Source organism: uncultured Bacteroides sp. (assembly GCF_902491285.1).
In the GTDB taxonomy this organism is placed as follows: Bacteria; Bacteroidota; Bacteroidia; order Bacteroidales; family Bacteroidaceae; genus Bacteroides.
This window is the reverse complement of record NZ_CABUHK010000019.1, coordinates 20,446-42,932: the sequence shown is the minus strand read 5'-3', so window position 1 is coordinate 42,932 and position 22,487 is coordinate 20,446. Positions and strand designations below refer to the sequence as shown.

The window sequence follows — 22,487 nt, the reverse complement described above, 5'->3', positions numbered from 1 at the left end:
GCGGATTTGTTCTGACAAATATAGGAAAAATAGAGATTACATGATGTTTTTTTATGTTTTATATCTAATTTTGTAGCCGGATTAACAAATTGTAAAAATGACGGCAGACAACATCGTAGAGAAGAAAGAGCCTAAGAGACTCCCTGTATGGGTATGCATCCCACTGTTTATTGTGGTGTTTTTGGTATTTATGGGATTGTATGGTATATTGGCTCAAGGGTTCTTGTCGTTGGTGCTTGGTGTGGAAGCACGTCATCCGGGGATGGTGGGATATATTCTGCTGGAAGGCAGTATGCTGCTGGCTGTTCTTACTGCTGCTGTCATTATGCTCCGGTTGGAGCGGCGTCCGTTCTCCGATTTGGGATTGTCCGTCAAGGGGCACGCCAAAGGGTTGTGGTATGGATTTCTGATAGCTGCTTTGCTGTATCTGGTAGGTTTCGGGTTGTCTCTGGTCATGGGAGAAGTGGAAGTGACCGGGTTTCAGTTCAAACCGTTGGATTTACTGGGGGCGTTGCTGTTTTTTCTGTTAGTCGCGCTGTTTGAAGAGATTCTGATGCGCGGGTATATTCTGGGGCATCTGCTGCATACTCGTTTAAATAAATTTCTGTCGCAGTTCATTTCGGCGGCGTTGTTCGCATTCCTGCATATCTTTAATCCGGAGATAGACTTCCTGCCGATGATAAATCTTGTGTTGGCAGGTATGTTGTTGGGGGCATCCTATTTATATACCCGGAATCTTTGTTTCCCCATTTCACTGCATCTTTTCTGGAACTGGATACAAGGCCCGATTTTGGGCTACCAGGTGAGCGGAAACGATTTCATGTCTACGATGCTGAAATTGCATATGCCCGAAGAAAATGTGCTGAATGGCGGAGCCTTCGGGTTTGAAGGCTCGCTCATTTGCACAGTACTTATGATTGTATTAACGATTCTGATAGTCTGGTGGGGAGAGAAGAGAGAGGCAATCAGTCTTGCGGTACCCCGATCATGCTGAGTTGAATCCGTTTCCGGTCGGTATCTACGTTCATCACTCTCACCATGACTTGCTGATGGATGGATACAACGTCCGTCGGGTCGGAGATGAACCGTTCGGCTAGCTGGGAGAGATGCACGAGTCCGTTCTCCTTGATTCCTATATCGACGAAAGCGCCGAAATTGGTGATATTGCCGACAATGCCCGGAAGAATCATGCCTTCGCGCAAATCGGCTATGGTGCGCACGTTCTTGTCAAATTCGAATACCTTGATAGCTTTACGCGGGTCACGTCCCGGTTTGTCAAGCTCTTGCAGGATATCCTGTAAGGTAGGCAGACCGACGGTGGGAGTGATATAGTCGGAGATGTTAATCTTCTGGCGAAGTTCCTTGTCGGCTATTAGTTCGTCGACGGTACATTTCAGGTCTTTTGCCATCTGCTCTACGATGTGGTAGCTTTCGGGATGCACGGCTGTGTTGTCCAGCGGGTTCTTTGCTCCGGGGATACGTAAGAATCCTGCACACTGCTCGAAGGCTTTTGCGCCCATGCGCGGGACTTTCATCAATTCCTTACGTGAGCCGAAGGCGCCGTTTTCTGCCCGGTAGTTGACGATATTTTGCGCCAGTTGCGGGCCTAAACCGGAAATATAGGTCAGCAGATGGCTGCTTGCCGTGTTCAGGTTGACTCCGACGAGGTTCACGCAGTTCTCTACGGTCTGGTCGAGCGCTTTCTTCAGTTTCGCCTGGTCTACATCGTGCTGGTACTGACCGACTCCGATGGATTTTGGGTCTATTTTCACTAATTCCGCCAACGGGTCCATCAGTCGGCGTCCGATGGAAACAGCTCCTCTGACCGTCACGTCATATTCGGGAAATTCGTCGCGGGCGATTTTGGAAGCCGAATAGATGGAAGCTCCCTGCTCGCTGACTACAAATACGGGAATCTGGCGGTCGAAACTTTGGCGGCTGATGAAGTCTTCCGTTTCGCGGCTTGCCGTTCCGTTGCCGATAGAGATGGCTTCTATCTGATAGGCTTCGACCATCTTGCGGAGTTTTGCTGCCGCCTCACTGGTTTTGTTGACCGGCGGATGCGGGTAGATATTTTCGTTATGCAGCAGGTTTCCTTGTGCGTCGAGACAGACGACCTTGCATCCGGTACGGAATCCGGGGTCGATGGCGAGCACCCGTTTTTGTCCCAAGGGAGCTGCGAGAAGTAGTTGGCGAAGGTTTTCGGTGAATACGCGGATGGCTTCATCGTCCGCCTTCTCTTTCGATTGGGCGGCAAATTCTGTTTCGATGGAAGGTTTGAGCAGGCGTTTGTAAGCATCAATGGTGGCTTCGTTCACTTGCCGGCTGCATTCGTTGTTGCCGCGTACGAACTGGCGTTCCAGGCGTTCGATGCACGCTTCGTCGTCCGGGGTGATGGAGACTTTCAGCAGTCCTTCCGATTCTGCCCGGCGGATGGCCAGCAGGCGGTGCGAAGTGCAGCGTTTCAGCGGTTCGGAGAAGTCGAAGTAATCACGGTACTTGGCGGCTTCTTCCTCTTTGCCTTTCAGTACTTTGGCGCTGATTTCGGCCTGTCGGGCGAATTGGTTACGTACGGCATTACGGGCACGTTCGTCTTCGTTTACTTGTTCGGCGATGATGTCACGGGCTCCTTTCAGAGCGTCTTCCACGTCTTTCACTTCACCTTTCACGAAAGATGCGGCACGGGCGTCGAGGTTGTTTTCTCTTTGTAACATCAGGATAGTGGCAAGCGGTTCCAGTCCTTTCTGGCGGGCTGCTTCGGCACGTGTCTTCCGTTTGGGCTTGTAGGGGAGATAGATGTCTTCCAGTTCCGTCGGATTCCAGGTGTCGTTGATACGTTTTTCCAGTTCGGCGGTCAGCTTTCCCTGTTCGGTGATGGTGCTGAGAATCGTCTCTTTCCGTTTGGCTATGTCGCACAACTTATCGTGTTGTTCCTTGATTTGCTCTATCTGGACTTCATCCAGCCCGCCCGTAACTTCTTTACGGTAGCGGCTGATAAAAGGAATCGTAGCACCTTCACCCAAAAGGCGGAGTGTGCTGCTTATTTGTTTTTCCGGTATTCCCAGTAGTCCGGAAATCATTTTGTGAAATAATTCCATAAACAATTTTTTGAAAATGAATGAGCGACAAAAATACATATAAATCTCATAAACCCGACAAGTTTTATTATATTTGCGGTTTAAATAAATGAATTGACACATCAAAACTGCATTATTATGCTAAGATATTCCGGGCATCTTTTTATCTTTTTCATTTGGCTTCTACAGTCAATGGAAGTTTTTGCTGTCTCTAAAGATAAGAATCCGATTCTGATTATCTGTTCTTATAATCCGGCTGCGCACCAGACTTCGGTGACGATTTCAGATTATATGGAAGAGTATAAGAAGTTGGATGGAAAGCGGGATATTATCATCGAGAACATGAACTGCAAAAGTTTCTCCGAGTCTCCTTTGTGGAGCGATATGATGACGCAGATTCTTTCTAAATATAAGGGGGAGAGCCGTCCGGCTCAGATTATTTTGTTGGGACAGGAAGCATGGGCGGCTTATTTGTCGCAGAGGGATTCGATGCAGGTGAAAGTGCCTGTGATGTGTAGCCTGGTCAGCAGCAATGTGGTGATATTGCCGAAGGATGCGATGGCGGACCTCGATAGCTGGATGCCCGAATCGGTCGATATCTTTGACGACCATCTGAATATCCCCGAACTGAAATCGGGCTTTATCAACCATTATAATATAGAGGATAATATCCGCATGATTCAGGCGTTTTATCCGAAGACGAAGCATATCGCTTTTATCTCGGACAATACCTATGGCGGAGTGACCATGCAGGCATTGGTGCGAAGGGAGATGAAGAAATTCCCCGATCTGGACTTGATTCTGATGGACGGGCGGAAACATACGATTTATACTATTGTCGAGGAACTGAGGCATCTGCCGGAAAATACGGTGATTATGGTGGGAACTTGGCGGGTGGATATGAACGAGGGATATTTCATGCGGAACGCCACGTATGCGATGATGGAAGCGACTCCCACTATTCCGGCGTTTACGCCTTCATCGGTGAGTCTGGGGTATTGGGCTATCGGCGGCGTGTTGCCGGATTATCGGAAGGTGGGAAGAGAAATGGCGATGGAATCCGTCCGGCTGGATAATCAGGCGGGCGATGTGGAGAAACATCTGGAGATTATCGGTAGTAAGGCGGTGCTGGACAGCCGGAAGGTCAAAGAGTGGGGAGTGAATCCGAACGGGTTGCCTTTCGATGTGCAGCTTGTCAATCAGCCGGTTTCGTTTTATCAGCAATATATGTATCAGATATGGTCGGCGTGTGCTTTGTTTGTGATAGTGACGTTGGGGCTGTTTATTTCTCTTTTCTTTTATTTCCGCACCAAGCGTCTGAAAGATGAACTGTTGAAGTCGGAAAAGGATTTGCGCACAGCGAAGGACAGGGCGGAAGAGTCCAATCGCCTGAAGAGTGCTTTTCTGGCTAATATGAGCCATGAGATACGGACACCGTTGAATTCGATTGTCGGATTCTCGGATGTGCTTGCCGTAGGCGACTGTACGGAAGAGGAGCAGCAGTCTTATTATCAGATTATCAAAACGAACTCGGACTTGCTGCTTCGTCTGATTAATGATATTCTCGACCTTTCACGCTTGGAAGCCAACCGGGTGACTTTGACTTGGGAAGAGTGCGACGTGGTGCAGTTGTGCAGGCAGGTTGTCGCTTCGGTCAGTTTCTCGCGGCAGTCGTCGGACAACCGGTTCCTGTTTACTTCGGAGGTTGAGACTTACCGAATGGTGACGGACGTGCAGCGTATGCAGCAGGTGATAATCAACCTGATGTCCAATGCTGATAAGTTCACGAAAAAAGGAAAGATTACGTTGGACTTTTCGATAGATGAGGAGAAGCAAATGGCTGTTTTCTCAGTGACGGACACGGGATGCGGCATCCCGAAAGAGAAGCAGGGACTTGTGTTCGAACGTTTTGAGAAGCTGAACGAATATGCTCAGGGAACAGGTCTGGGGTTGTCTATCTGCAAATTGATTGTTTATAAATGGAAGGGTGCTATATGGATTGATTCCGACTATACCGGTGGGGCTCGCTTCGTATTCTCGCATCCGCTAAAAATAGAAAAAGAATGAAACGGATTACATTGATTTATTTCTGGCTTCTATGCCTGGTGCTGTCGGTGGCAGCGCAGGAAAAAGTAGTGAAGCTGAAGATTGTAGAAACAAGCGACGTGCACGGCAATTATTATCCTTACAATTTTATCACCCGCCAGGAGTGGAAAGGCAGTCTGGCGCGCATCTACTCGTTTGTGCAGAAAGAGCGGCAGCAGTATAAGGGCAACTTGATATTGTTGGATAACGGGGATATTCTGCAAGGGCAGCCTACCGCTTATTATTATAATTACATTGATACCGTGTCTCCGCATCTTTGCGCGGAAATGATGAATTATATGAAGTATGATGCCGGCAACATGGGTAACCATGATGTGGAAACGGGACGCGCGGTATTCGACCGTTGGATTGGTACTTGTGACTTTCCTGTATTGGGTGCCAATATCATGGATACTTCTACGGGAAAGACGCATCTTCCGCCTTATAAGGTGCTGGAACGTGACGGTGTGAAGATTGTTGTTCTTGGAATGATTACGCCTGCTATCCCGGCATGGCTTTCTGAAAATCTGTGGAAGGGGTTGCGTTTCGACGATATGGAAGAGACGGCACGCAAGTGGATGAAGATTATCCGTGAAACGGAAAAGCCGGACTTGGTAATCGGACTGTTCCATGCGGGACAGGAAGCGTTCAAGATGTCGGGAAAATATAATGAGAATGCATCTTTGAATGTGGCGAAGAATGTACCGGGTTTTGATATGGTGTTGATGGGACACGACCATGCCCGTGAATGTAAGAAAGTGGTGAATGTTGCCGGAGATTCGGTGCTGGTTATCGACCCGGCAAGCAATGGGGTTGTTTTGTCCAATATTGACGTAACTGTCAGGATGAAAGACGGCAAGGTAGTGGGCAAGGATATTCAGGGAGTACTGACGGCTACGAAGGATTATGGTGTCAGCGAGGACTTTATGAAGCGTTTCGCTCCGCAGTATGAGGCGGTGCAGAAGTTCGTTTCCAAGAAGATTGGCACGTTTACCGAGGATATTTCTACGCATCCTTCGTTTTTCGGTCCTTCTGCTTTTATCGACTTGATACATACGTTGCAGCTCGACATCACGGGGGCTGAGATTTCCTTTGCCGCTCCGCTTTCGTTCGACGCGGAGATAAAGAAGGGGGATGTGTACGTCAGCGATATGTTCAACTTATATAAGTATGAGAATATGTTGTATGTGATGACATTGTCGGGAAAGGAAATTAAGGACTTCCTGGAAATGTCGTATTATATGTGGACTAACCAAATGAAATCGCCGGACGACCATCTGCTCTGGTTCAAGGAGAAACGTCGTGAGGGTGCAGAGGACAGGGCTTCTTTCCAGAATTTCAGCTTTAACTTTGATTCGGCTTCGGGCATTATTTATACGGTAGATGTCACGAAACCGCAAGGGGAGAAGGTGACGATTGTCAGTATGGCGGATGGTTCTCCTTTCCATTTGGATAAGATTTACAGGGTAGCGCTGAACTCTTACCGGGGCAACGGCGGCGGAGAATTGTTGACGAAAGGGTCGGGGATTCCTCAGGAGAAGTTGAAGGAGCGCATCGTTTTTTCTACGGATAAGGACCTTCGTTTCTATCTGATGAATTACATCGAGAAAAAGGGAGTGATGGACCCGAAAGCGTTGAATCAGTGGAAATTTGTTCCGGAAGAGTGGACGGTGCCTGCTGCCAAACGTGATTCGGAGTATTTATTCGGGGTGGTCAATAAGTAGCCAAAAATGGTCGTTTTGTCCTGTAATATCCTATCTTGACTTGTATGTCTGATTTATTGCTGGTATATTTGTCGTAAAAAAGAGAGAGTATGGATATTCAAAGTATTCCGAAGATTGGTATTTCTTCGGTGGTTCAATCTAAGCATCTAGATTCAAACTGCATTGATGTTATTGATAATGATATAGCGCTCTTCGATACGGAGAGCGTTGTTTCCTTATATGATGGTCCCAGTAAAATGGAAGTGTTGACGGTGGGGCTTTGTCTGGAAGGAGAAGGGGCTTTAAATATCAGTTTGCGCGAGTATCAACTGTCTCCGGGGGTGATGATGGTGGCGTTGCCGAATCAGATTATTGAACGGCGATACTTCAGCTCTAATTATAGGGGCATATTCTTTGCTGTGTCGAAGAATATATTGGAGACATTGCCCAAAGCGGGGAATATGCTTTCGCTGTTTTTTTATTTGAAGGATTACCCGTGTTTTAGTCTTACTCCGCATGAGCAGGAAGTGGTGAAAGAGTATCATGCATTTGTGAGGAAACGGCTGAGGGACAAAGAGGGTGCATACCGCAAGGAAGCCGTGATGGGATTGATGCAGGGCTTTTTCTTCGAACTTTGTAATATCTTTAACAGTCACGCTCCTGCTGCGGCTGCTGCGTCGAAAACTAAGAGCAGAAAGGAGTATATCTTCGAACGTTTTTATGAGTCTTTGGTTGAGTCTTACCAGTCTGAGCGTAGTGTGAGGTTTTATGCGGATCAGCTTTGTCTGACACCGAAGCATCTGTCGGGTGTGGTGAAAGAGGTCAGTGGAAAAACCGTGGGAGAGTGGATTGACGAATTTGTAGTTCTGGAAGCGAAAGCGTTGCTGAATTCTTCAAGTATGAATATACAGGAGATTGCGGACCGGTTGAACTTTGCGAACCAGTCGTTCTTCGGGAAGTATTTCAAGCATTATACAGGTATGTCTCCCAAGGAATACCGCAAAAGCCGATAACGGGCAGTTCTGTTATCGTTATTGAGGGCAGTTTTTATAAAACGCCGGAGCGTACGCGACTTAATGTTTCGGGTGTCATCAGCAGGTATGAGGCTATGTATGCCAAAGGAGCCCGTTTGATGATTTCAGGGTGTGTCTCGAGCAAGAGGTTGTAGCGTTCGCGGGCGGATTCGAAGCGCCAGGAGTCTGCTTTTACCTGTGATACGATGAGGGAGTATTCCAATATTTTCTGATAGAACATATTGATTTCCCAGTTCTCTCTTGCCAGTTTCTGTATCATGTCCCGGGGGAACAGATAGATTATGGAGGGTTCCAGAGTTTCTACTATCAGTCGTGTAGGCACTTGCTTCAGAAAGCTCTCGATGCACATGACGATGCAACCTTCATAGGAGAAATGTTCGGTGACGTCTTTCCCATTTTTATAGTAGTATTGTCTGAGCATTCCTTTGCCGACAAATACGATTTCATGAGCTACTTCTCCTTCATTCAGCGCGATGGCGCCTTTAGGGAATTCTTCACGAATCAGTATACTTTCTATCTGCCGCCTTCCTTCTATACTCATCTCGGGAAAACGGGAGTTTACAACGGCATTTACGGTATCTCTTAATAGTGTATCCATGTCTTTTCTGTCTTGATGTGTGCAAAAATACTAAAAACGGTTGACATAAATCAAGTGTGCTGCAAAAAAGATGTATATTTGTTCTCTAAATCAAGATGTAAGACGATAATGAATAAGATTATAGGATTGGCAGTGTTACTGCTGTGTTTTTGTGGTTGTACGAGGGATAATGATGCTATATATTATCCGGTAGGCAATGTGGATGTTGAGAATGGCGGTCCGGCTATGGAAGACGGAAAGGGTGAATTGGTTGCCCGGAGTTATAATACTGAAGATTATGTGCTGGATACGGTAGCGCAATATCCGGGGGATCCTACCCTCGGCAAACTGACGTTTATGGTGAATCTGAAAAATCAGTTGGCTGATGGTCAGGTAGCCGACGGGTTTAATGGAATCGGTAAGTCGGGATTGACGATGAGTCTCGGCTATAAGGATGGCAATTATCCGGAAGAAAGCCAGGTTCCTATCTATACCTCGCCGGATGTGACTACGGCTTATGCGGTCAAACTTCGCTTGAAAGGCGAATTGGCCTTGTTGGGGGATGAATGGATGATCGACTTTGTTTATGCCCAACTGGCGAGCTTATTCCAACCGTATCCACCTACATCTTTCCCGGAAGTCTTCATGTGTAAAGGCGGGGAGCAATCTTTTGCCTATTTCGACTCTTTCCGCAGAATCTGGACGTTCGATATAGAATATGATCGTTCCAACCTTTCTTTCAGCCAGCTATATTTCAACTTATTCGTGAATCTGGCAGGGCAGAAACGGGAAGATAGAATTCGGCTAAGGATTGATAAGGAGTCTTTCTTTGAGATATATAAATTAGAAGAGGGAATGTAGTTAGAACTACAATTGACATTTTTTCTTTTGAAGATACCCGTTTATAATGTCTAAAAAACGATACTTTGATATAGATATAGGGCAATAAAAAAAGCCTCTTACTTATTGGTAAGAGGCTGATATTCATATAGTAGTGGGTACGAGAATCGAACTCGTATTACATGCGTGAGAGGCGTTTTTCTACACCACATAAAACGCTTATAACTAATATCTTATGATATTTATAAAATCTATTTGCACCGAATTTGCATTAAAAAACGGTACTCATGCCCTTTCTTATAAATATCACCTCTTAATATCTCATCTTTATCAAAGAACGTTTTCAGTACAAAGTTAATCAATCAATCAGAAATAGCAAATATTATTTGTTTGAATTTAAGCTATCTGTTTCTAGTTTATCCGGCTAATAGAAAAAGTACTATTATGACAGATGAAGAACTAAGAGCATTTTGCTTAAAGCAAGCTATTCAAATCATTACTCACAAAGAACAGCCTCGAACCATGGGCTTTCAAAATACAGATAGTATATACTTATTTGAACTTACTGAAATCCTTTTAGAGTATATCAAAACAGGAAAACAAAATTATATACCCGTCTATTTGAACTACTTCAAATAATCTGCGACTATTGCAATTATAGCTATAATGGCAGATGCAATGCTTGTTATTATAGCTATATTTACGCCTGTTCGTTGTCTTTTTCTCTCCTTTTCTTCTCCGCTAAAGAATCCGCGTCTTCCTAATTCAAATCCTTTTTCATTTAAACCATAATATCGGTTTTTTCCGTCGCCGGAGAAAGTTCCATAAAATCGCATGACGTAATCAACCGCGTTGTCGGTAGTAGCTTTTCTTTGATCCTCAGTCAAATCATCAGCATTTATAAGACCTCCTTTGTCGTAGGTGATTTTTATAATTTCTTCTGCGATTATTTCTGTGTTATTCATATTGTTATTATGTTATAATCCACGGAGAAATATTATTATATCTATTGCTTTATATCCTTCTATTTTTAACAATGCTTTCAAATAGGATTCTTTCTTTTCCTCTTTCAATACTCTTTTCAATTCATTGTTATTAACTGATCGCATAGCTTCTCTAGCCTTTAATATACATGCGTTTATTGCATCTGAATAGTTCTCAATATATGGTTTTTCTATTATATCAGATATGACGTCTAAATAACGAAGTAAAGCGTTTTCAAATTGACTCTTAAATAAAAAATTATCTCCTTGTATGAACAATAATGACGTCATTATTTCTGTTTGGCTTTTTTCATTTGCTTTTTCAATGTATTCTATCATTTCTTTTTTGGTAACATTGATACTCTCCGTTAAAGAATCGCTAGTTTGTTTTACTTTACCATCTATCTTCTTATCTATTGCAATCACATTCCAAATCTGCCAACCGATTAACATGGTCACCAAAAGCGATAAAATACCTATTATCACTCCGATATAATCCATACCTAATTCCGGTGAAGATGGTAACGAAACGCAAATAGCGACAACGCTACATATAATCGCAGCGATCGACAAACAGTTGCTCCAATATGACTTAATCCAGTTTTTCATGTTTAGTTCGATTTAATGGTTGATAATGTTTGTTTATTGGGCGGGAATTATTAGCTATTTTTTATATAAACCGTTCCGTAGCACTTCTTTTCGCTTCCGCTTATTTTAAATACCACTTCCCGACTACCGCCGCTTTCTGTAATTTCCTTATGAATCTTTTCGTTACTGACTCCTCTAAAATCTTTGGGGATATACCCAACTAACTTATTATCACCGTTTCTGTATATACCGACTGCAAATTTATCTTTAGGGTTGTTTGTTTCGGCTATTGCTTTGCCTTTGAATATACCGAAATCTTTAGGTGTAACTCCATGATAGTACATTCCTACCATTTCATAGTAAAAGTATCCGGATGGTGGAAATTCGATTTCTTCCGACGGTGTTGGAGTGTTGGGTTTATCCGGTTGATTCTGGATATTAGATGATTCTTTGGGGCTTGTCATTGCAATTTTTATAGCTAAAATCACAACGCCTGCAACTACTAAGATTAATACTACTTCCATGATGTTTTGTTTTACGTTATTATTCTTTAGATATTATGAATATATCAGCGTAGTTTTCAGATCGGTTTATAATAAGCAATCCCCCATCTAGTTGCGAGTATTCGTCTACCCGACGGAATAACAAGTTTGCATCTGAATTTGATTGAATCTCTTTTGCTGTATATAGATAGTTTCCTTCTAATAGTTGCGGCTTTTCGATTGCGTATGTATTTGCAGAATATCCAGAGATTACTATGTTAACTAATTGGGGAGTAACTCTTACAATTGCTGTACTATCTGCAAATGTGTTCTCATAAACCGTTTTTTCGTTCATAAAGCCCTTTACAGATAGAATTTTATACTTTCCCTCTGTTAATTGAGCAAAGGAATACATAGAACACATCGCTAGAAATGCGATAAGTAGTAGCTTCTTCACGTTGTTTTGTTTTTAGTGATTTATAATATGTTTTTGATTGATAAAATGTTCTCCACAATGAATAGATGAATAATTTCCCGTTTCGGCAAATCTATATCGTCATAGTCTGGATTCTCACTACGAAGCAGGATTAAATTATCTGAATCCTTGGGATGTCTACGAACTCTTTTTATAAGCCTGTATTCGTTCGTTATGATTAAATACACCTGTCCGTAGTTGAAATAATCCCAACTCTCAATCTTTCTAATTACTACCCTGTCGCCCGAAGCGATTAGTGGTAACATACTATCACCCGTGGCGAATATAATCTTTGAATCCGGGTTGATTTCCGGTGCGTCTATACTTCCTATCACTTTTTCGTCTGTAAATTCTATGTCTCTACCACTTAGCCCGCATGTTGCGTCTATGTCGTATATTAATGCTCCTTTTCGTTTTGTTTTGCTTATTGCAGATTCGGAAATTTCGAGTGGTTTCCACTCTCTTTCTATGATCGAGTCTGTATTATTTTTAATCATTTCTCCTTTATCTCGTAGAAGCCATTCGGTGGATATGTCACCGTATACTCTACTAATTTTCATTGCTATATCAGCGGATATACTTTTTGTTTTACCCCAATAACCTTTAGATAATCCGGCTTCTGCTTCCAGTCTATATACACTAATTCCTTTATAATCAATGTATTTTTGAATTTTTTCTTTTATAGTCATACTATTGTCTACTAATAAAGGTTAATTAATAGAATATAATCTACTAAATATTTGTATAGTAGAATATAGTCACCTATCTTTGTCGCATCAAAGTTAATCAATCAATCAAGAAATAACAAATAAAAGTATAGAATTATGAAAGCAACAATAGCAATGACAAAAGACGCACAGCCAAGAGGCGAGTATAAAGAAACATCTTTGGACGCTCAAAAAAAGCAAGCTGACATCTTGATACAAGCGATTGACGATAAATACTCAATCCGTTGCCAAAACAAGAACATCACCCTTTCAGGACGCGGCGTTACAAGTTACGGAAATGGAAATTATGCAGTAACCGAAACGGTGCTGAATAAGCTGAAAAAGCAATATAAAGTTGAATGTGATTTTTAATATTAATCCGTAGCCCTTCGGGGCTATTAAAACCACTCTGGGAGATTTTTCGCTATAACATATACTATTAAAGAAATGAATGATAATGAGAAGAATACATAAGTCAATATGTCAAAAAATAAAAAGGTTTTTGACTTGCCTTTTAAAGAAGTGGGATCGGTATTGGCACCGGAGACTATATTTTGTAACCGTTTATAATCTTCCAGTTGGTGGCGTTTTGACCGGAAAATATCATAGTATAGCGCGATTGCTACGCTTAGAATGCCCAGTGTTAGCAATATTACGGTCAAAACAAAAAGGACACGTACCGGGTAAAATTCGCGGCTATTATTGGATAATGCTACTAAAGCCCCCAGAAGACCAGCCCCCGCAATTAATATATTATAAAACCACGTTGAGCGAGTTTTTAAATATTGCTCCTTGGACTGAATGTACTTTTTAGCGGCGTTAATCGCTTTTGGATTCTTTGTATTATTCATCTCTTTTTTTATGCAAAGCTAATAAAATAAATATTACGACAATGAACACAACACCAATTAAACCGACACTGCAAGCGATGGAAGTAGGGCGACAAACCTACTTCCCCCGCAACCGCAGAAAATCAGTAAGAACGACCGCATCCGATTTAAAAACCGATGAAGGAAAGATTTTTAAAACTTGGATCGACGGAGATAACATTTATGTTGAACGCAAAGAATAGTACGACAATGGGACGAACTAGAGTAACCGGAAAAGTTGAGCCAATAGTAAAGAAGTGGCTTAGTAAAGATGAAGCAAAATCCTATATAGGATGCTCGGATGATTTTTTGAGAACGTTACGGGAAAAAGCTCTCATTTCTTTTTCTCAATTTGGAAAAATGATTTGGTACGATTTATCGAGCATAGATAGATTCATACAAAGTAATAAGGTAGTATAAAACAAACATCATGTTAACACTCAAACAAAGTCCCGCCGCTATCATTTTAATGCTTTTAGCGTGCAGTCTCGCAGAAGGCGAACCGAAGCCGGGCAAATTAATCATCGCACTATTGATCGTATTTATCACGGTTATCTATGTGCTAGTCTGTAACTATCTAAACGTGAAACGATATGGCGGCGAATCCTCAATGTATCGGTAATTGCCGAATATGCACGGTTCTTGGCGCGTGTCCTGCTGATACTCTAGTTTGCGAAGATTGCGGCGAAGAGATTGAACCGGGCGAAGAGATAGAATTAGAGGTCGAAACGTACGAACGCGGCAGACATGGCACAAAGATAATCACTGTTTGCGCTTGTTGTTACGAATCGCTTTATCAGGGTGGAAACGATAACTTTTAAATAAAATAATAAAACCTTCCGGTGTATTAGGTAACCGCACAAAGAATATGAGTACAAATAATAATTCAAAAGGTAGTGAAATTGGTTTTTGTGGGCTTCTTACTATTGTTTTCATTGTATTGAAACTCACAAATTACATTAATTGGTCTTGGTGGTGGGTAACGTCTCCTTTATGGATTCCTGTAACTGTTTTGCTAACTGTAATCCTTCTCGTTTCCATATTGAAAGCGATGTTTAAATAACCAAACAACACGATAATGACACACTGGAAAACTCAATTCAATTATGACTATCTAGGCGCTTACAGCCTACCGGACGGAAAAGATATAATTCTCACTATCCGCGAAACGAAAAAAGAGCAGGTAGTTGGCGCGTCTGGAAAGAAAGAAGAATGTTTCGTTGCTTATTTCTTCGAAAATGTAAAACCGATGATTCTCAACCGGACGAACTGCAAGACTATGACGAAGCTATTTAAAAATCCGAATTTCGAAGAATGGGTAAATAAGCAAATCCAAATCGGTTCGGTAATGGTTGACGCTTTCGGCGAAAAAGTTGATTCACTTCGTATTCGTCCTTTTCTTCCGAAAGTAGAAAACTCATTACCTACGGTTGAAACCGGATCGGCAATCTGGAAAAATATCCTCGACGGTCTGGCAGGTGGTTTTACGGTCGCACAGGTACAGACGAAATATAAACTAACTAAAGAACAAATAAAAGAACTAGTAGCACATGAAATCAAGTGAACAAAAAGAAATCGAATGGAAGGAAAAGAGACAGGGCAAAATAACCGCCTCTACGCTTCCCGACCTGATGAAAGCGGGCAAAGGTTGTCCCTTTGGTAAAGCCGCGTTAGACGCGATGTATTTAGTACGATACGAGCGGAGAACCGGGACGATGCGAGAAAACGGAAGCAACAAGGCGTTTGATTGGGGACATGAAAACGAACCGCTAGCGGTCGAATGGGTACGGAGCCAGTTAATGAACGAAATCAAGTCGTGTACAACCGATTTTAAGGATATTGTTTTTAATGAACCGTTTGAAGGATTCGGAGATTCACCAGATTTCTATGTGTACGGATTCGACGGGAAAGTTATCGCCCTGGGAGAAGTAAAATGCCCGATGTCGCAAGGAAAGATTGAATCGCTGCAATTCGGAAATACCATCGACGAAAAAGATGAATACTATTGGCAGTTCCTCGGTCATTTCCTCGGTCGCCCGGACGTAGACAAGTTGTATTATGTCATTTATGACGGTTATACAAATGAAGGTCGAATACTCGAAATGAATCGCGCCGACCATGCCGACAATATAAAGAAGCTCTACGACCGCATCCGGATAGCTAGCGAGATTGTAGACGAGTCTATTCGCTCCGGTCTGGACTTGTTCGATTGCGTCGATAAGGCAAAAGAGGTGCTAGATTTAAAGTTGCAAATTGAATCGCTAAAGCCGGAAGCAAAGAATAGCGTTCCAGTAAAAAATCAGATTTATAAATTACGGAAGGAATTGCGCAAGCTAATGAAGAAAGTACCGTCACAACACTAACACAACACGATTAATCACATTTTTATAAACACTTTAATAAACACAAAATTATGCACACTTGGTTTTTAACAAAAATCCGTTACGAGAAAGTAATGGAAAACGGGATGCAAAAGAAGGTAACCGAACCGTATTTAGTCGATGCACTAAGTTTTACCGAAGCAGAAGCACGAATAATTGAAGAAGTAACGCCGTTTATCTCCGGTGAGTTTACAGTGTCTGACATTTCCCGCGCACATTATAGCGAGATATTTACTAGCGAAGAGGATTCCGCCGATAAATGGTTTGCCGGGCGACTCGCTTTCATTACACTTGACGAGAAAAGCGGCAAGGAGAAACGAACGTATACGAATGTACTTATACAGGCGGCGGACATTCACGACGCAATGAAGAAGCTCGATGAAGGCATGAAAGGAACGATGGCGGATTATTCTTCGATTCTTCTCAAAGAAACGGCGATTGTAGATGTTTATCCGTATGAAGCTAAAAAATAAAGACTTTACCAAATAATATTACTAACCAATAATGTCGCCGAAAAGGACGGCGTGAGGTGAAAGCCCTCGTATTTAAGTTTAATGTTCTACGTCTAATCAGCGTAGTGAATATCTGGTTAGACGACAAATAATTTTAAATATATGGCAAAGTATAACAATGTAAAAATAGACGGATACGACTCTAAAAAGGAATATCGACGCGCTAAGGAGTTGAAACTACTCGAAAAGAAGGGAATTATAACCGGACTTCAAGAACAAGTAAAATTCGAGCTTATTTCGCCTCAATATCATTTCTACCAAGTACAAGGAGCGCGGAAGATGTTGCACAAAAAAGAACTTCTCGAACGAGGAGTTTACTACATCGCGGATTTCGTCTATTATCGGGATGGTGAGTATGTCGTCGAAGATACGAAAGGAGTTCGGACAAAGGAGTATATAATCAAACGTAAACTCATGCTTTACGTTCATGGAATCAAAATAAAGGAGATATAAGAATGACGAAGAAAACAGTACAGAAGACAGTAAAACACGATTGCCGGACATGTAGGAACGGCGGGAAAGAGAATAATTTTATTTGCTATTGCTCCGTCCTGAAAACAGGGCGTTCGATAGGAATAAGGATTTGTAGTTATTACGTCTCTCGATAGACTTTATAAGTGTGATGAATATAGACGGATATACGCTAACCGAAAAGATGCGAAAAGCGAGACGACGTTTCAGATTTACCGCCACCGAACAAGCCCTTTTTTACGAATTAGTGGCTATTTGTAATGGCGAAGATTGGCGGGACGTTTTCGATTGCTCGAACATTGAACTATGTTTTGCGCTTAACGTGAATGAGAAAACACTAATAAAAGCTCGCGAGTCTTTAATAAATGCAGGATTAGTATATTATAAATCTGGTAAAAACAAACGTGTCATTAGCTCGTATTCTTTCGTGAAGGAATTTAAAACCATTGTAACAACTACTGTAAAATTTACAGCCAATCAAACAGTCAATGAGACAGCCAATAGTATAGGGGATAGTACAGCAGTTAAGGGAGTCAATGATACAGGGGATAGTACAGACTATAATAAACTAAAACAGAAACCAAACATAAATATACTCTCTAAAGTCTCTCATGGAGATTTTGATTTTATATCTAACGAGTTTTTAGAGACGTTTATTCTTTGGCTTGAATACAAGAAAGACAGGCGGGAAAATTACAAATCGGAAAAGTCACTCAAAGCGTGTTACAACAAGTTAGTGAAATTGAGCAAAGGTAATCCGGCGGTCGCATCTCAAATCGTAGATGAATCGATTGCGAATAATTGGGCGGGATTTTTTGAACTAAAGAACAATAAAAACGAATATGGAAACAAGAAGCAAACAGACTCTACCGATAGCGGCGATTCTATCATACGGACTACCGTATTATGATGAGCCGATAGAAGTCGAAAAGCGCCCGGAATGGTTTAAGGCGTGTTGTAAATACGTTTGCCCTGGCTTTAAGATTGACGATTCGAATAAAAACTTAATGAATCAATTATTTTTATACACAGAGGGGCGATCCGGGAAGCTAGACGCGAATAAAGGGCTATTGTTACGAGGCGACATCGGTACAGGAAAAAGCACTATTATGCAGATTCTAAACCGATATAGCTATTTCACACGCGGCAAAGCAAAGGGCGGCTTTCCGGTTGGTGGCTTTAGAGTCGATTCGGCTTCCGGCATTGCAAACAGTTTTTCGATGCGTGGAAAAGATGCACTAGAATTGTACACTTACAACAACGGCACGCCGCGAATGATCTGTTTTGATGAACTGGGACGCGAACCAATTCCGGCAAAGTATTTCGGTACCGAACTAAACGTAATGCAGTATATTTTCCAATGTCGGTACGAGTTGAGACATGAGGCAATAACCCATGTTACAACGAACTTAACGATTAAGGAAATACAGACTATTTACGGCGCGTATATCGCGGATCGAATAAATGAAATGTTCAATGTCTTAGACTTGAACGGAGCTAGTAGAAGATAATTAAAACAACGAACCATGCGAAGTAGAAAAAAGAAATTAGTGTACTTTAAAAAGATTCCGGTTCGCGTCGATCTGGAACAATGGCAAAGGCTTGATAAGATTCGCGCTGACTATCATTTTAAAAGCACATACGAGATTATGCAGTACATTTTAGGCTGCTTTCTCCGGGTTGCCGATCCGATGCCTGGCGATGATGAAGAAGAAGTACTACCGGACGAAATCAAAGAAATGTTCTACGATCTATCACAGGCGGAACGACATTTCGAGTATATAAAACCAAAACGAAAACTACCACAACACAAGGTAGACGAAATGAACGGACAAAAACGATTAGAAGGATTTTAATATGGTTAAAAAACTATCAAACACAAATTATTTGCGCGACGTATCAGTAGACCCCGTCGCAGTAAACGAACGGAACCGGAAGTATATCGACCGATTTGTATCAGAGAATTATGACGGTTTAGTTACCAAGTTTTCACACCTAGACGGCACGATAAATTCAAGCGCTTTCGGAGCACTTGATAAATTAAACTCTACGATTATCTCGCTCTATACTGATCCAAATTTACACTTTACGGATTGGGAGCAGGCGAAACAATATCTATCGAACAAGTTCACGGAAAAGGCGATTCGCGTTCCGGTGAAGAAGCCTGTAAAGAGTGAAGTAGTAGAGAATGAGGACGAATTTATTAATGATTAATATTATCACTCCAATGAAAGACGTAGAACTATTTAACGACCATTTCCAGAACTATAAAACATACGGTATTCCGAAAGCACAACTAATCATTGCGGATATTCCCTACAACATAGGGAAGAACGCATACGGCTCTAATCCATCGTGGTATATTGACGGAGACAATTCTAATGGAGAAAGCGAATTAGCCGGAAAAGAATTTTTCGATACCGATAAGGATTTTCGAATTACTGAATTTCTTCACTTTTGTAGTAAGATGCTCGTTAAGGAGCCGAAAGAAAAAGGGAAATCGCCCTGTATGATTGTCTTTTGTGAATTTCAGCAACAATTCGAACTTATACAGAAAGCGAAGGAATATGGACTTAGCAATTATATAAACCTCGTATTTAGAAAGAACTTTTCGGCACAAGTTTTAAAGGCTAATATGAAGGTCGTTGGTAATTGTGAATATGGTGTGCTCTTGTATCGGGACAAACTGCCAAAGTTCAATAATGGCGGTCGGATGGTATTTAATTGTTTCGATTATCCTAGAGACACAGATACACCGCGAATTCATCCGACACAAAAATCAGTTCCGTTGCTTGAACGATTGATCGAGCTTTTCACCGATGCGGGTGATACTGTGATAGACCCATGCGCCGGAAGTGGGACAACATTACTTGCAGCCGCTCAATGCGGGCGAAAAGCATACGGATTTGAGATAAAGAAGAAGTTCTATGCAGATGCGAATAAAATCATTTTGTCGCGGATGCAGCCTAGAATGTTTGTGTAGAATGGTAAAAACTGAAAATATTTAGATTAGCTATACAGAGATTGAAGAACTACTGTATAGCTAAAATCTAAAAGTTGCATGTATTTTAAACTCGTTTAATAACTATAAATTGCCCTTTCTCTAATTTAGATGTTAATTCTTTGTATTTTCTGAATGCTTCATCTTCGGTTAACAAAAAGTAAACTGAGTCGGTCATAATCGTAGTAAAGCTTCTGGGATCACATTGATAGAGAATAAAACCAAATAAATATTGTTCCATAGATATAAAATAAAAATAGAGTTATTATAACGATTCAAATATAATTATTTTATTTAAGGAATAAAAGAAATAGCAATAAATAAGCCTTTTTCGGGTTTTATAAACCATATAAAGTAATGAATCAAACACAGAATAAGCCAAAGTATTATTATTCCCCTCGCTTCAATCACTTCAATATCTATCGACAGGATTCGGGTAAAGATACGTATGTTGATTGTGTGGCTACACAGGAAGAAGCGAAACGGAAAGTCTACGAGTTAAACGGATGGAATTACAAACTTAAAAATAGCACGGTAAAATGAGTAAAGTAAAACAGTACATTGAACAAGCCACAAACGAGCGCATCCGCTCGCGTGGCTTAATCCGAAAAGTCGCTATCGAAGCGGCTCGGATGCAGAGAGACGAAACGAGGCGTCAAGCTATCGAAGTATATAAACAAATGTGTCCGTCTAAGAACTGCAAAGGTTGTGCGAGTCGGGTTCATAAACAGGAAACGCAATCGACCCGATGCGATGGGAATTGCGCCCGGATTAAATTACTTATTAACGGACTGGATCGGCTCGAAACGTTATGTATATAATCAGGCGTATTCAATGTAAATCGGGCGATGTGTTCGAGACGCATTTAGTTGAGATAGAAACGGATGACATCGAGGCGACACGAAAGGAGTTGCACGATTGTTATCAATGTGATAAGATTCTTTTTAATTATGACGAACTAATAAAATAAGACATGAAACGAAAGTTGCAGAAAACATCGCGCGAACGCTTTCCGCGTAAACTAAAGAAAGAACTATTAAAGCAAATGAGCCGTTCGGCTTTTTATGCTATGATGGATTGGAATTATGATTATTTCGGTGGTATTAATCCTTTAGATTTATTACGACATGAGTAGAAACCCGCATTACATTAAGATGATTAACTCCAATCGTTGGAAGTTACTTCGAGCTAAGAAACTACAAAGCAATCCGGTTTGTGAAGTGTGCGAAGCGAACAATCGCAGTACGCTTGCAACGGAAGTACATCACATTGTCCCGGTTGAGTCCGTGTCGCATGAACTTGGAATGAGACAACTAATGTTTGATTATAATAATCTGCAAAGTCTCTGCCATTCGTGCCACTCTGACACGCATCGACGTGCTTTCAGCCATTCGAAAGAGGCGATACAGGCGAACAATAAGCGAGCTACGGAACGGTTTGTAGATAGATACCTTTAATTTACTAGTACTCAATAGAAAAATCTAAAGTTAATTCTCAAATGGTTATTGAGGATTAACTTTAGTATATGCAGACTTAGAGGCAATATCACTCTTTAATGCAAAGTCATCATTTACATTACGAGTCTTTTTTATCATTTCATCATACACGTTTTTATCAAAAGCTATATAAAAACATAAATAATAAAGCGGGGTTAACATACTAATACTTATAGGAAAACATCCTTCTTGATTGAAAGACTCCATTGTGCATTCTTTCACAAACAATAAATATTTCTCTTGATAAGATGTCAGAAGCATATCTAATTTACCTATTGTATTTATATCTAAAAAGTTTAGTTGCTTTAGAAGAATCTCACTTGACGTAATATTATTTATTGCACAATTAGTTATTGACTGTATAATTGAGATCGCCCTTTGATTGACTTTATTATTTTTAGCAAATGAAATAATTGAAGCTTGATTAATTTCTATATCGTTAGGAGTATTCTCTATTAATTGAGGCAATCTCTTTTCATAAGATTTTAAGTCTTTTTTCAATCTGTCAAATTCAATATCTGCAGTTTCGAGTAAAGCTGATAATCTATTAAATGATCTTATAAAATTATCTGGAACAGATACTGTACTCTTATATCCTAAATCGTGTTCAATCTCTGCCCATGCATGCTGTAATATAGAGCGTATCTGTATCTCAAATTTTATATCTTTGAGTGATTTAAATTCGGTTAATTTGCATCTTTCTTCATTAAATGATGCTACATAGTGTAAAGAACGATACCCGAATACGTCATTATCAAGCTTTCTCTTATCTACACTATTCTTTTCATCAATATTAAATTCTTTTTTTATCATTTTTGCGACAGTGTCCACATCACTATCTAGATATGTAATGATTCTAATTCCAACAATATCCGTAATATCATTTAAATATTGATATTTTCCTTCTTTATCATCTATTTTATTAGATAAACTCTCTTCTTCTTTTACTCTACTATTTAATTGATGGATAATGATTTCATTTTCTTTTAAAAGTTCATCTATTAACTTCTCAAGTTTGTTGGCAAGTTTTTCGAATAGACTTTTTTTCTGGATGTATTCCTGTAATATGTTGTCTTTCATAATTTATTTTACTAATTCGAAACAAATGTAATGTTTTTTATTGATGTCGGGGCGGTTTTTTTATTTTTTAACGCGATACGCTAAACCCACTTCACCTCATATTTACACGCGCGAGCAATTTTCGAA

At 41.1% G+C, this 22,487-nt stretch carries 31 protein-coding genes; 22 read left to right on the top strand and 9 right to left on the bottom strand.

Features of this window, described 5'->3' with window-relative positions; all coding sequences use genetic code 11:
- Positions 1-97: 97 nt before the first annotated feature.
- Positions 98-994, top strand: coding sequence for a type II CAAX endopeptidase family protein (locus RDN93_RS07125; protein ID WP_308744851.1), 897 nt, complete (start codon positions 98-100; stop codon positions 992-994).
- Here RDN93_RS07125 and RDN93_RS07120 read toward each other — a convergent pair.
- Complete coding sequence (locus tag RDN93_RS07120) at positions 966-3,098, bottom strand: Tex family protein (RefSeq protein WP_308744850.1); 2,133 nt, start codon at positions 3,096-3,098, stop codon at positions 966-968. The genes RDN93_RS07125 and RDN93_RS07120 overlap by 29 nt on opposite strands.
- Positions 3,099-3,215: 117 nt before the next feature.
- On the opposite strand from RDN93_RS07120, the gene RDN93_RS07115 reads away from it, so the two are divergent.
- The 3 genes from RDN93_RS07115 (at position 3,216) to RDN93_RS07105 (ending at position 7,878) form a co-directional block, all read left to right on the top strand.
- Complete coding sequence (locus RDN93_RS07115; protein WP_308744849.1) at positions 3,216-5,144, top strand: HAMP domain-containing sensor histidine kinase; 1,929 nt, start codon at positions 3,216-3,218, stop codon at positions 5,142-5,144.
- Entirely contained in the window at positions 5,141-6,886 is a 1,746-nt protein-coding gene (locus tag RDN93_RS07110; protein ID WP_308744848.1) for a bifunctional metallophosphatase/5'-nucleotidase, read from the top strand. The genes RDN93_RS07115 and RDN93_RS07110 overlap by 4 nt, the downstream gene beginning before the upstream one ends.
- Before the next feature lie 89 nt (positions 6,887-6,975).
- Positions 6,976-7,878 (top strand): helix-turn-helix domain-containing protein, encoded by a 903-nt coding sequence (locus RDN93_RS07105; protein ID WP_308744847.1) that lies wholly within the window; start codon positions 6,976-6,978, stop codon positions 7,876-7,878.
- Positions 7,879-7,912: 34 nt separating this feature from the next.
- Here RDN93_RS07105 and RDN93_RS07100 read toward each other — a convergent pair whose 3' ends face one another.
- Entirely contained in the window at positions 7,913-8,497 is a 585-nt protein-coding gene (locus RDN93_RS07100) for a cyclic nucleotide-binding domain-containing protein (RefSeq protein ID WP_308744846.1), read from the bottom strand.
- A 15-nt stretch (positions 8,498-8,512) separates the two neighbouring features.
- Between RDN93_RS07100 and RDN93_RS07095 the strand changes: the two genes are divergently transcribed.
- Together RDN93_RS07095 and RDN93_RS07090 are read left to right on the top strand one after the other, a co-directional pair.
- Positions 8,513-9,337, top strand: coding sequence for a DUF3845 domain-containing protein (locus RDN93_RS07095; RefSeq protein WP_308744845.1), 825 nt, complete (start codon positions 8,513-8,515; stop codon positions 9,335-9,337).
- A 423-nt stretch (positions 9,338-9,760) separates the two neighbouring features.
- Positions 9,761-9,955, top strand: coding sequence for a hypothetical protein (locus RDN93_RS07090; RefSeq protein ID WP_308744844.1), 195 nt, complete (start codon positions 9,761-9,763; stop codon positions 9,953-9,955).
- On the opposite strand, the gene RDN93_RS07085 is transcribed toward RDN93_RS07090, so the two are convergent.
- From RDN93_RS07085 to RDN93_RS07065, 5 genes are read right to left on the bottom strand one after another with little or no spacing between them, the layout of a single operon-like run.
- Complete coding sequence (locus RDN93_RS07085; protein WP_308744843.1) at positions 9,943-10,281, bottom strand: hypothetical protein; 339 nt, start codon at positions 10,279-10,281, stop codon at positions 9,943-9,945. The two genes, RDN93_RS07090 and RDN93_RS07085, sit on opposite strands and share 13 nt — an antisense overlap.
- 12 nt (positions 10,282-10,293) lie before the next feature.
- Positions 10,294-10,908: a hypothetical protein gene (locus RDN93_RS07080; RefSeq protein WP_308744842.1), complete on the bottom strand. Its 615-nt coding sequence runs from the start codon at positions 10,906-10,908 to the stop codon at positions 10,294-10,296.
- A gap of 50 nt (positions 10,909-10,958) precedes the next feature.
- Entirely contained in the window at positions 10,959-11,411 is a 453-nt protein-coding gene (locus RDN93_RS07075) for a hypothetical protein (protein WP_308744841.1), read from the bottom strand.
- A gap of 19 nt (positions 11,412-11,430) precedes the next feature.
- Positions 11,431-11,826, bottom strand: coding sequence for a hypothetical protein (locus tag RDN93_RS07070; protein ID WP_308744840.1), 396 nt, complete (start codon positions 11,824-11,826; stop codon positions 11,431-11,433).
- A 20-nt stretch (positions 11,827-11,846) separates the two neighbouring features.
- Positions 11,847-12,533 (bottom strand): S24 family peptidase, encoded by a 687-nt coding sequence (locus tag RDN93_RS07065; protein ID WP_298045257.1) that lies wholly within the window; start codon positions 12,531-12,533, stop codon positions 11,847-11,849.
- Positions 12,534-12,668: 135 nt separating this feature from the next.
- Between RDN93_RS07065 and RDN93_RS07060 the strand changes: the two genes are divergently transcribed.
- On the top strand, positions 12,669-12,923 hold the full coding sequence (locus RDN93_RS07060) for a hypothetical protein (protein ID WP_308744839.1): 255 nt from the start codon (positions 12,669-12,671) through the stop codon (positions 12,921-12,923).
- A 26-nt stretch (positions 12,924-12,949) separates the two neighbouring features.
- Here RDN93_RS07060 and RDN93_RS07055 read toward each other — a convergent pair whose 3' ends face one another.
- Positions 12,950-13,402, bottom strand: coding sequence for a hypothetical protein (locus tag RDN93_RS07055; protein WP_308744838.1), 453 nt, complete (start codon positions 13,400-13,402; stop codon positions 12,950-12,952).
- Between the two features lie 41 nt (positions 13,403-13,443).
- Here RDN93_RS07055 and RDN93_RS07050 point away from each other — a divergent pair, with 41 nt between their 5' ends.
- From RDN93_RS07050 to RDN93_RS06980, 15 genes are all read left to right on the top strand, one after another.
- On the top strand, positions 13,444-13,623 hold the full coding sequence (locus RDN93_RS07050) for a hypothetical protein (RefSeq protein ID WP_195309970.1): 180 nt from the start codon (positions 13,444-13,446) through the stop codon (positions 13,621-13,623).
- Positions 13,624-14,013: 390 nt separating this feature from the next.
- Positions 14,014-14,241 carry a hypothetical protein gene (locus RDN93_RS07045; protein WP_308744837.1) on the top strand — a complete coding sequence of 76 codons (228 nt, stop codon included), beginning with the start codon at positions 14,014-14,016 and terminating at the stop codon, positions 14,239-14,241.
- A 257-nt stretch (positions 14,242-14,498) separates the two neighbouring features.
- Positions 14,499-14,984 carry a hypothetical protein gene (locus tag RDN93_RS07040; RefSeq protein WP_308744836.1) on the top strand — a complete coding sequence of 162 codons (486 nt, stop codon included), beginning with the start codon at positions 14,499-14,501 and terminating at the stop codon, positions 14,982-14,984.
- Positions 14,971-15,783 carry a YqaJ viral recombinase family protein gene (locus tag RDN93_RS07035; protein ID WP_308744835.1) on the top strand — a complete coding sequence of 271 codons (813 nt, stop codon included), beginning with the start codon at positions 14,971-14,973 and terminating at the stop codon, positions 15,781-15,783. Before RDN93_RS07040 ends, RDN93_RS07035 begins: the two co-directional genes overlap by 14 nt.
- A 50-nt stretch (positions 15,784-15,833) precedes the next feature.
- On the top strand, positions 15,834-16,274 hold the full coding sequence (locus RDN93_RS07030; protein ID WP_308744834.1) for a DUF4494 domain-containing protein: 441 nt from the start codon (positions 15,834-15,836) through the stop codon (positions 16,272-16,274).
- Positions 16,275-16,415: 141 nt separating this feature from the next.
- A complete protein-coding gene (locus tag RDN93_RS07025; protein WP_308744833.1) occupies positions 16,416-16,766 on the top strand; it encodes a DUF1064 domain-containing protein in 351 nt (116 codons plus the stop codon).
- Positions 16,767-16,935: 169 nt separating this feature from the next.
- Positions 16,936-17,694, top strand: a complete 759-nt coding sequence (locus RDN93_RS07020) for a hypothetical protein (protein WP_308744870.1) — start codon at positions 16,936-16,938, stop codon at positions 17,692-17,694.
- Positions 17,627-18,295, top strand: coding sequence for a hypothetical protein (locus RDN93_RS07015; RefSeq protein ID WP_308744832.1), 669 nt, complete (start codon positions 17,627-17,629; stop codon positions 18,293-18,295). The genes RDN93_RS07020 and RDN93_RS07015 overlap by 68 nt, the downstream gene beginning before the upstream one ends.
- 15 nt (positions 18,296-18,310) lie before the next feature.
- Entirely contained in the window at positions 18,311-18,640 is a 330-nt protein-coding gene (locus tag RDN93_RS07010) for a hypothetical protein (RefSeq protein ID WP_308744831.1), read from the top strand.
- Position 18,641: 1 nt separating this feature from the next.
- The gene (locus RDN93_RS07005; protein WP_308744830.1) at positions 18,642-18,998 is read left to right on the top strand and encodes a hypothetical protein; all 357 of its coding nucleotides are present in this window, start codon (positions 18,642-18,644) and stop codon (positions 18,996-18,998) included.
- Between the two features lie 13 nt (positions 18,999-19,011).
- Positions 19,012-19,767 (top strand): site-specific DNA-methyltransferase, encoded by a 756-nt coding sequence (locus RDN93_RS07000; RefSeq protein WP_308744869.1) that lies wholly within the window; start codon positions 19,012-19,014, stop codon positions 19,765-19,767.
- Between the two features lie 375 nt (positions 19,768-20,142).
- A complete protein-coding gene (locus RDN93_RS06995) occupies positions 20,143-20,328 on the top strand; it encodes a hypothetical protein (protein WP_308744829.1) in 186 nt (61 codons plus the stop codon).
- A 268-nt stretch (positions 20,329-20,596) separates the two neighbouring features.
- Entirely contained in the window at positions 20,597-20,755 is a 159-nt protein-coding gene (locus RDN93_RS06990) for a hypothetical protein (RefSeq protein WP_308744828.1), read from the top strand.
- 3 nt (positions 20,756-20,758) lie between these two features.
- Positions 20,759-20,920, top strand: a complete 162-nt coding sequence (locus tag RDN93_RS06985) for a hypothetical protein (RefSeq protein WP_308744827.1) — start codon at positions 20,759-20,761, stop codon at positions 20,918-20,920.
- Positions 20,913-21,242, top strand: a complete 330-nt coding sequence (locus RDN93_RS06980) for an HNH endonuclease signature motif containing protein (RefSeq protein ID WP_308744826.1) — start codon at positions 20,913-20,915, stop codon at positions 21,240-21,242. Before RDN93_RS06985 ends, RDN93_RS06980 begins: the two co-directional genes overlap by 8 nt.
- 45 nt (positions 21,243-21,287) lie before the next feature.
- On the opposite strand, the gene RDN93_RS06975 is transcribed toward RDN93_RS06980, so the two are convergent.
- Positions 21,288-22,361 (bottom strand): hypothetical protein, encoded by a 1,074-nt coding sequence (locus tag RDN93_RS06975; RefSeq protein WP_308744825.1) that lies wholly within the window; start codon positions 22,359-22,361, stop codon positions 21,288-21,290.
- Positions 22,362-22,487: the final 126 nt, after the last annotated feature.